This is a genomic window from Acetobacter pasteurianus subsp. pasteurianus LMG 1262 = NBRC 106471, from assembly GCF_000285275.1.
GTDB classification, from domain to species: domain Bacteria; phylum Pseudomonadota; class Alphaproteobacteria; order Acetobacterales; family Acetobacteraceae; genus Acetobacter; species Acetobacter pasteurianus.
The window spans coordinates 1-7605 of the sequence record NZ_CADO01000047.1 but is presented as its reverse complement, the minus strand read 5'-3'; the positions used below and the strand labels follow the sequence as shown (position 1 = coordinate 7605).

The 7605-nt window shown below is 47.9% G+C and carries 7 protein-coding genes and 1 pseudogene; 5 read left to right on the top strand and 3 right to left on the bottom strand.

The window, feature by feature from the left end; all coding sequences use genetic code 11:
* Nucleotides 1–93: 93 nt before the first annotated feature.
* From APA10_RS08905 to APA10_RS08895, 4 genes are all read left to right on the top strand, one after another.
* On the top strand, nt 94–375 hold the full coding sequence (locus APA10_RS08905; protein WP_035367532.1) for a hypothetical protein: 282 nt from the start codon (nt 94–96) through the stop codon (nt 373–375).
* Between the two features lie 92 nt (nt 376–467).
* Entirely contained in the window at nt 468–758 is a 291-nt protein-coding gene (locus APA10_RS14290) for a helix-turn-helix domain-containing protein (RefSeq protein ID WP_250697632.1), read from the top strand.
* On the top strand, nt 755–928 hold the full coding sequence (locus APA10_RS14560; RefSeq protein ID WP_080587134.1) for a Lar family restriction alleviation protein: 174 nt from the start codon (nt 755–757) through the stop codon (nt 926–928). Before APA10_RS14290 ends, APA10_RS14560 begins: the two co-directional genes overlap by 4 nt.
* A gap of 193 nt (nt 929–1121) precedes the next feature.
* Complete coding sequence (locus tag APA10_RS08895; RefSeq protein ID WP_035367530.1) at nt 1122–2228, top strand: tyrosine-type recombinase/integrase; 1107 nt, start codon at nt 1122–1124, stop codon at nt 2226–2228.
* 596 nt (nt 2229–2824) lie between these two features.
* Here APA10_RS08895 and APA10_RS08890 read toward each other — a convergent pair.
* Both APA10_RS08890 and APA10_RS08885 read right to left on the bottom strand, forming a co-directional pair.
* Complete coding sequence (locus APA10_RS08890; protein ID WP_003630388.1) at nt 2825–4732, bottom strand: hypothetical protein; 1908 nt, start codon at nt 4730–4732, stop codon at nt 2825–2827.
* A 308-nt stretch (nt 4733–5040) separates the two neighbouring features.
* On the bottom strand, nt 5041–5763 hold the full coding sequence (locus APA10_RS08885) for a response regulator transcription factor (protein WP_003623877.1): 723 nt from the start codon (nt 5761–5763) through the stop codon (nt 5041–5043).
* A 146-nt stretch (nt 5764–5909) separates the two neighbouring features.
* Between APA10_RS08885 and APA10_RS08880 the strand changes: the two genes are divergently transcribed.
* Nucleotides 5910–6425 carry a L,D-transpeptidase family protein gene (locus APA10_RS08880; RefSeq protein ID WP_174714326.1) on the top strand — a complete coding sequence of 172 codons (516 nt, stop codon included), beginning with the start codon at nt 5910–5912 and terminating at the stop codon, nt 6423–6425.
* Here APA10_RS08880 and APA10_RS08875 read toward each other — a convergent pair.
* Nucleotides 6422–7555, bottom strand: a pseudogene (locus APA10_RS08875) (cation:proton antiporter domain-containing protein); the annotation flags it as partial. The gene APA10_RS08880 and the pseudogene APA10_RS08875 overlap by 4 nt on opposite strands.
* Nucleotides 7556–7605 lie beyond the last annotated feature (50 nt).

The window sequence follows — 7605 nt, the reverse complement described above, 5'->3', positions numbered from 1 at the left end:
CTTTTTCATAATCTAACCCGATGTACAACCCTTCTGTGAGATTTCCGCGTCGAATGCTTGCAGATAACTTACGACAATATTCGCACGCAGATCATGGAAGCAGGTGAAAATACAGATTTCACATTTGTTGCTGGATTGGGGGTTATCAATGTGGAAGAAAACGATTTCATGTGTTTCCAAAATCATTTTGGAAATCCTGACTATATTCTTGGGGCAGCATCCATTGTGTTTGGTGATGCCACTGTTAGGCATGTTCCCAAAAATGCAAAGCCTGAAAAAATAGCAGACATTATCAATAATGGCATTCAGGTCGGGCGCGGAGATAGTATAGATATCGTAATAGATGGCATGCCATGTTCAGCAGCCAAGCACTAGGCCGCCAACATGCGCAACCCTGCACCATCCCGGCGCCTAGTCATGCTGTGGATTGCGCTGTCAGCTATCGGCATATGCGGAAACACGTTCCTATGGCTGCACAGATAGATCTGGAGCAGCTTCTAGGCACCTACGCACCACCACCACAGGTGGAAGCGCCAAAGCGTATCCGTAACGATAAGCACTTGGGTTTTCGCATCCGCCAGCGCCGCCACGAACTGCGCATGAGCCTGGAACAGCTAGGCCACGCCATAGGCTGCACCTACCAGCAGATGCAGAAGTATGAAACCGGCAAGAACGCCATAAAAGCAACGCTCCTGCCAACATTCGCCACCGCACTGGACGTGCCGCTGACATGGTTTTTTGAAGGATTGGAAGCATGAGCAAACACCTTAAAGAGTGCCCATTTTGCGCCGCCAAGGATGCCTGTGTCGTAGGTGAAACAGATTGGTTTTATGTCGCCTGTTATACCTGCCACGCTGATGGCGGCGGCGCCGAAACCAAAGAAGGCGCAGCGATTAAGTGGAATACCCGCGCAGGAGAAAATGCGTGATGAGTGGCACGCTTCCTGACCTAATGACCATCCCTGATGTCCTGAAAAAACTTCATGGCATTGTAAGCAAGAACAAACTGCTGAACCACCTGCGTGCTACCCCAGAATACGCAGGTGGCCCTACGCACCGCCGATTTGGAAAACGCATTGTTTTCCGTGATGGAGACTATGAACGCCTGCTGGAAAGCTTGGAATGCCCCTTAAACTCGTCACCCGCAAGAACAGTCAGACGCTCTACATCCGCGGGACTGTCCGCGGACAAAGCATATATGAAAGCACTGGAACTACTGTCCTCCAGCAAGCCGAAGCGTACCGCGTCAAGCGCGAGGCGGAACTCTGGGCGGAATCAGTCTACGGCAAACGGGCAACGGTAACATTCGCGCACGCAGTAGCCGCTTATCTGGAAGCAGAAGAACGTTCAGAAACTACCCGCACCCATTTAAGCCGGCTTCTTCGTTACTTTGGCACCATCAAGCTAGATAATATCGGGCAGAATGAACTAGACGAGGCCTATAAGGCCATTCTCACCAAAGGTGCTCAAGCCACTGGTGCCACAAAAATTCGGGCCGTGCTCACACCTCTGCGGGCTGTCCTGGAATTTGCCGCTATTCGTGGGTGGTGCAACAAGCCTGCTTTCCAGCGACCAAAAGTGCAACAAGTGCGTATGCAGTTTCTGAGGCCGGCAGAAGCAACCGCATTGGTAGACGCAGCTGCAGAACACTTAAAGCCCCTGCTCATCTTCCTCATAGGAACCGGCGCTCGTATGTCCGAAGCACTGGAACTGGAATGGAAGGATGTAGATCTCAAAGGCCACCGTGCTGTGGTCTGGCAAAAACAAGGAGACGAACGCCACATAGATCTGCCGCCTGTGGTTGTGGACGCTCTAGCGGATATCACCCCAAAGGCTGGGCGTGTCTTCCGCCCTACCCGCAGATATGCACGGCCTGGTATTGTGCGCTCTAATGACATTGGGCGTGCATATTACGACACAGGCCGAACTGGTGGCGGACAGATAAAAAAAGCATGGGCAACGGCCAACCGCAAAGCAAACTTGCCAGGGCATACCCGCGTTTGGATCCCCAAGGGCGCAACCAAACCAAAAACGCAGTTCGTGCCAGAGCTTACGCCTCACTGCCTACGCCACACCTTTGCCACATGGCATTACTGCCTGCACAAGGATCTGATACGCCTAAAAGAAGATGGCGGTTGGCGCACCATCACCATGGTGACGAGATACGCCAAGAAGATGCCTGATGAGTATCGGGAGGAAATTATGGAATGGCTAGGTATAAATGGGTAACGGTGCAAATATGGAGCACGGAATGTTAATCAGGAAATAAAATCAAATCATAACAATAAGTTAGATACAAAGTTACCCCGCCTTCACACGGCGGGGGTCACAGGTTCAATCCCTGTCGCACCCACCACGGTTTTCCCTAGATTTCTGTGGGTGTTAGAGTATTTATGCTCATATTCGAGGTTAACACAATTTATTCTTATTAAACTCAATAATCCACTATAAAAAATGGCCTACAAATCAATATTGTCCAAGGCTTTAATATTAGATCTCTAATTATCTTCAAGCCAAAGCCTAATTCCAGATATCTGCCTGCAACTCATACTGGCACAAATTCGCACATAAACTGCCCCCGGATCAGCTTTTTTATATAATATCCTCCCGTAATTTCTGCCATATATTCTCTATATGTTCGAACTGTCCGTCTGGTTAGGTTAGCTTTCCCAATCTACAAGTCCCCACAGCCGTCTTGCACGCTTTTGAACGGGGAAAAAATTACGTAAGATTATTCAAATCCAAGAGACTTTTCAAAGTCCCCCGGATTTGAGCAACTACTCTGTTGCAGCGACAAATTACTTTCAAAAGTAACTGTTATAGAATTAACGCCTTAGCGCTGCACCATACTGCACAGGAAACCATCCACAAGAGCTCCTTGTTGGACAACGATATGTGACTTCTACATGATCGTCGATATCATATACGCTCTGCCCCTCTTGAGGATTTGTGATAGCTAAAATAGCTCTTTTTGATTTTACGACAGCCGCTTTATTAGTCTGGATACTTCCAAAATCTACGCCATCAACAAACAAATGCACACTTGAATCAGTATAACGTAATGAAAGGCTATGCTCACCAAGGCCTCCATCAAGCTTTTCTGCTTTCACTATCTGGCGACCACTACTTAAATTAAGCACATCATTTTTAGATCCAACATCAAGGCTTGTAATATGGGTAACACCATCATCAGTTACATGAAATGGTGTTGTTGTGTTTTTGGTCCCGTTAACCGCTGGACTAAGTTTATAGCCAAACCCCGTTCCATCATTAGAATAACCAAGTAAATGATTATTTTGTCCGGCTTTAGTTCCGTTTGCTGTTAGGTCCAAATACATATCTTTTTGCATACGAGCAAAAATATGAGTAACATTCGGATCAAATGCAGCTTTCGACATATCAAAGATAGCATTATATATATAATTCGTATCTTCCTCCATCAGAGTACCAATACGTGCAATCCAACCTGTTTTAGGATCGTTCTCACCACTCACACCAATAATGGTACCGAAATCAACGGTAAACGGCCCAATACATCTCCAGATAATATCTCCATCTGTTGTAGTAGCGCCATTAATAAACTTCCATGCAGGCTCGGAACTGCCACTTAAAGTGTCTTCTGTTCCGCCACTTCCTGTGGATGTGCTATAATTTTTGTTTAAGCCATAAAATAACCAGGGCTGTCCTGTGCTATCCACAACAATAATTTCTTGATAGCGATGATAGGGTGTATATGCCTTCCACTTTACTGCAGGTGCAATGCTCGACACCTTGTGGCCGTTGGCATCTAGATGACCTTTCCCCATCGTTCCATAACCACTATTCAACCAGAACATCTTACGATTAGCTGCTGTTGGGTCATAAGCTGAAGCAGCATTTTCTGGCCCCCCCGATGAGAAATCCTCCTCATTAACGTAGGTAGTTTGGTTATAATATCCATCTTTTTTTGTAGAAAAATAGAATGGAATAAACTGATTTACTTCCCGAATATTACTCCATGTCCAATCGGTCCCCCAAATACCCATATGGTGCCAGTTTTGAACATCATCATCACCATAGTAACCATGCGAGAGACTATCGAAAACATCGTTAACACCGGCCATCATCCCACGTTTATTTTTTCCGGCCACTGAGTGAATGTTTATGTTTAACATTCCGGGAGTGCCGGCATTTCCGTGTTCTTTTGTGGTATCCGCCATATAATTAAAAGCGATGTTTGGTAATGAAGTATTAAATCCAATATTATCATTATCAACCCTGCTGACTGCGATAGCCGCATTGGCACCATAAAGAATAGACGTGACACCATCCCCAAAATCAGGAATAGGAAATCCTATCCCATAATCCGTGACTGGATAGGAGGGCCACCAGTTCACCTCCCCATGCGCATTGACAACGATATTCTGTTGTGGGGAGTTAGGGATCCAAGCATGTCCATTACTATGAGGCCATATAATTCCGGTTGGAAGTTCAACCACGCGCGGTTTTGTGCTCCACAAATTGTCAATAATAGCCTTATCAACATCTAGCTGGCTATCATCAAGCTTAGCACCATAATTTTTAATATTCTTTGTATCGCTGATAATGCTCTTTAAGGGGCGCCCTACAGAACCGGGAAATGAAGCCGTAGCTGATGCAGGCGACACATCAAGATTGCGCCATGTCATGTCGCTTGACTGCGAAAACGCAGGCGTAGCAAAAATAGAGCACATCAAGAATAAACGAATTTTCATACTACATCACTACCAATATATGAACCATCAATAATAAGACTATTTCTCTTAATTTTATATGGTTCCAATTCATGATACTTCAATGATCTTTTCTCACCTTCAGGTCATTTACCCAGATCATTCAGATTCATTACTATTCACTTAGGTCTAACATTAATGCAACCCTACCAAACTTCTACGCACCAACTCCCGCAATAGTTCACACACTATCGTTCTGTTTTTGCTAATTTATAATCTAGCGAGGAAAGCAAACCACATTCCCAGATCGAACAACAAAAAGCCCTCCATAAAAGGAGGGCTTTTTTAAATCAAACGGCTGTTGTCGCAACTTCTGGTTCAGGATTAAGGCGATACCCCCCACCTTCTGTAACCAGCAAAGAGGCATGAGCTGGATCTGGCTCAATCTTCTGGCGCAGGCGGTAAATGTGTGTTTCCAGCGTATGCGTTGTTACCGCTGCATTATACCCCCACACCTCGTTCAGCAAAACCTGCCGGGGCACTGGGCGCGTTCCTGCGCGATAAAGAAACTTCAGAATAGCCGTCTCTTTTTCCGTCAAACGAATGCGACGGTTTTTGGCTGGTTCCTGCAAAAGTTTGGCAGAAGGGCGGAACGTATATGGACCAATGGAAAACACAGCATCTTCACTGTTTTCAAACAGTCTTAGCTGCGCCCGCAATCTGGCCAGAAGCTCTGCAATACGGAAAGGCTTGGCAACGTAATCATTGGCACCAGCATCAAGCCCCTTCACAATATCAGATTCATCATCTGATCCTGTAAGCATGATAACGGGCATACGCAGGCCATCCTTGCGCAGTTCTGCACAAAAATCGCGCCCATCTCCATCCGGCAGGGTTACGTCCAGCAGAATGGCATCACACCGTGCATCTGGTTCCTTCAGCTTCTGGCGAGCTTCGGCCAATGTTGCCGCCTCCAGAACCTGAAATTCTCCGTCCAGCTGCAACTGCTCTGCCAGTGTTCTGCGAATGACCTGATCGTCATCTACAACCAAAATTGGGCGCGCACCCGTCATGGAACATCGTCTCCTTATGTCAGCCCTCTGGCTCGGCTGCCTTGGCCTACTTCTTTACAGATCACACAACGAATCGTATCGAAACCAATTTCCGGCATGATACGTCAACCTCACGCGAAAGCCATAAAGCAGGGGTAAGATTGTTTATGATGATACACGTCTGGCCAACAGTAAACAGCAATATGGATGCACAACTGCATTGCAGACACAAAAGCATGAGCGCCATTATCGGCAAGAATGGCGTAACCCACCATAAGCGCGAAGGAGATCTGGCAACGCCGCTAGGCACCTTTCCCCTCAGGCAGGTCTTTTACCGGGCTGATCGGGTTATAAAGCCTCAGGCCGCCCTGCCCGTGATCCCATTAAGCACACAGGATGGCTGGTGCGATGATCCTTCATCAGCCAGCTACAACCAGCACATTCAACTGCCATCTTCCTTCCGCCATGAAACACTATGGCGTGAGGATAGCGTGTATGATCTGATTGTTGTGATTGGTTATAATGACAGCCCGGCAGAACCCGGCAAAGGGTCTGCCATTTTCATGCACCTGCAACGCCCCAACAAAACGCCGACTGAAGGATGTGTTGCGCTAACAGAAGCCGACCTACGCTTTGTTCTGGCCTCTGGCGCTACAGAAATAACCATTCATCCACCTCGTTAAGCTGGCTTGGCTATCTGTTCCGGCGCAACCAACCCTATTGCCACGTAACCCGGTGTCAGGGTTGGTTGTGGCTCATCCTCAGCCGAAACAATGGTAATACCCGCACCTTTCTGAAGCACCAGAAATAACAGGAAATGGCTGCTTTCACTCAGAAGGTAATCCTGATTATCTTCTGAAACTTCTATCGCAACAAAATGCCAGCCTTGGCTCACCAGTGCTTCCAGCACGGTAAAATTCCAAGCGGGCTGCCCCAAAACCTTTCCGCGCGCTTCCCGGCTAAAACCACGATACTGGTCCAGCCGCGCTATGCCCGGGCTAACCTGATAAACCCTCTGCCGCCCAAAATGTGGCGCCAGATGCGCACAGACCAATCCATTGTAAATGGCATCCGGCGTAGCTGAAATCAGATAATCAGCCGGGCGTTCCTCCAAGTTTTCCGTGCCTTCTTCCGATAAAACTTCGGCACACAAAACAGGCACACCGGCGCGCTCGGCTGCGCGCAGATCACTCAAAGAACTATCCACCAACAAAACAGGCGTGCCCACAGCATGTACTGCCATAGCCAACTGAGTGGACCAGTCATTCGCCCCCACAATAGCCAATGCCGGTTGGTTGGAAAGCGTAAGATGCAACCGCCGACCCAGCGGAATAAGGGAAAAACCATGCAAAATCATGGTGGAGGCAATAACGGCAAAAACAGCCGGCATAACCTGAGAAGCTCCGGGGTAACCCGCATCCTGCAAGCGTATACCAGCAGCACCAGCAACTGCTGCCGCCACAATACCACGCGGTGCAATCCACCCCATAAACAGCCGTTCCGCCCGGCTCAAACTAGAACCTATGGTCGCCAACCAAATGCCCAAAGGCCGCACGACAAACAGCACGGCCAATGTTAAGGCCCCAATAGACCACGACAAACCAGCAAGCTCACTCCTTGTAAGATCGGCAGTCAGCATGATGAACAGGATGGAGACAATCAGCACCACCAGTGCTTCTTTCATCCGTTGGATTTCTGTCATGCCGGGAATACGCAGATTAACCAACGCCATGCCAAATACGGTAGAGGCAATCAGCCCCGCGCCATCCATGGTTAAAGTGCCTATTACGTACAAAATCAGCGCAAGGCTAAGAGCCCTTTTGGAAATTCACGGATGAGCGTTTCGGCGTAGCATGAGGCTTC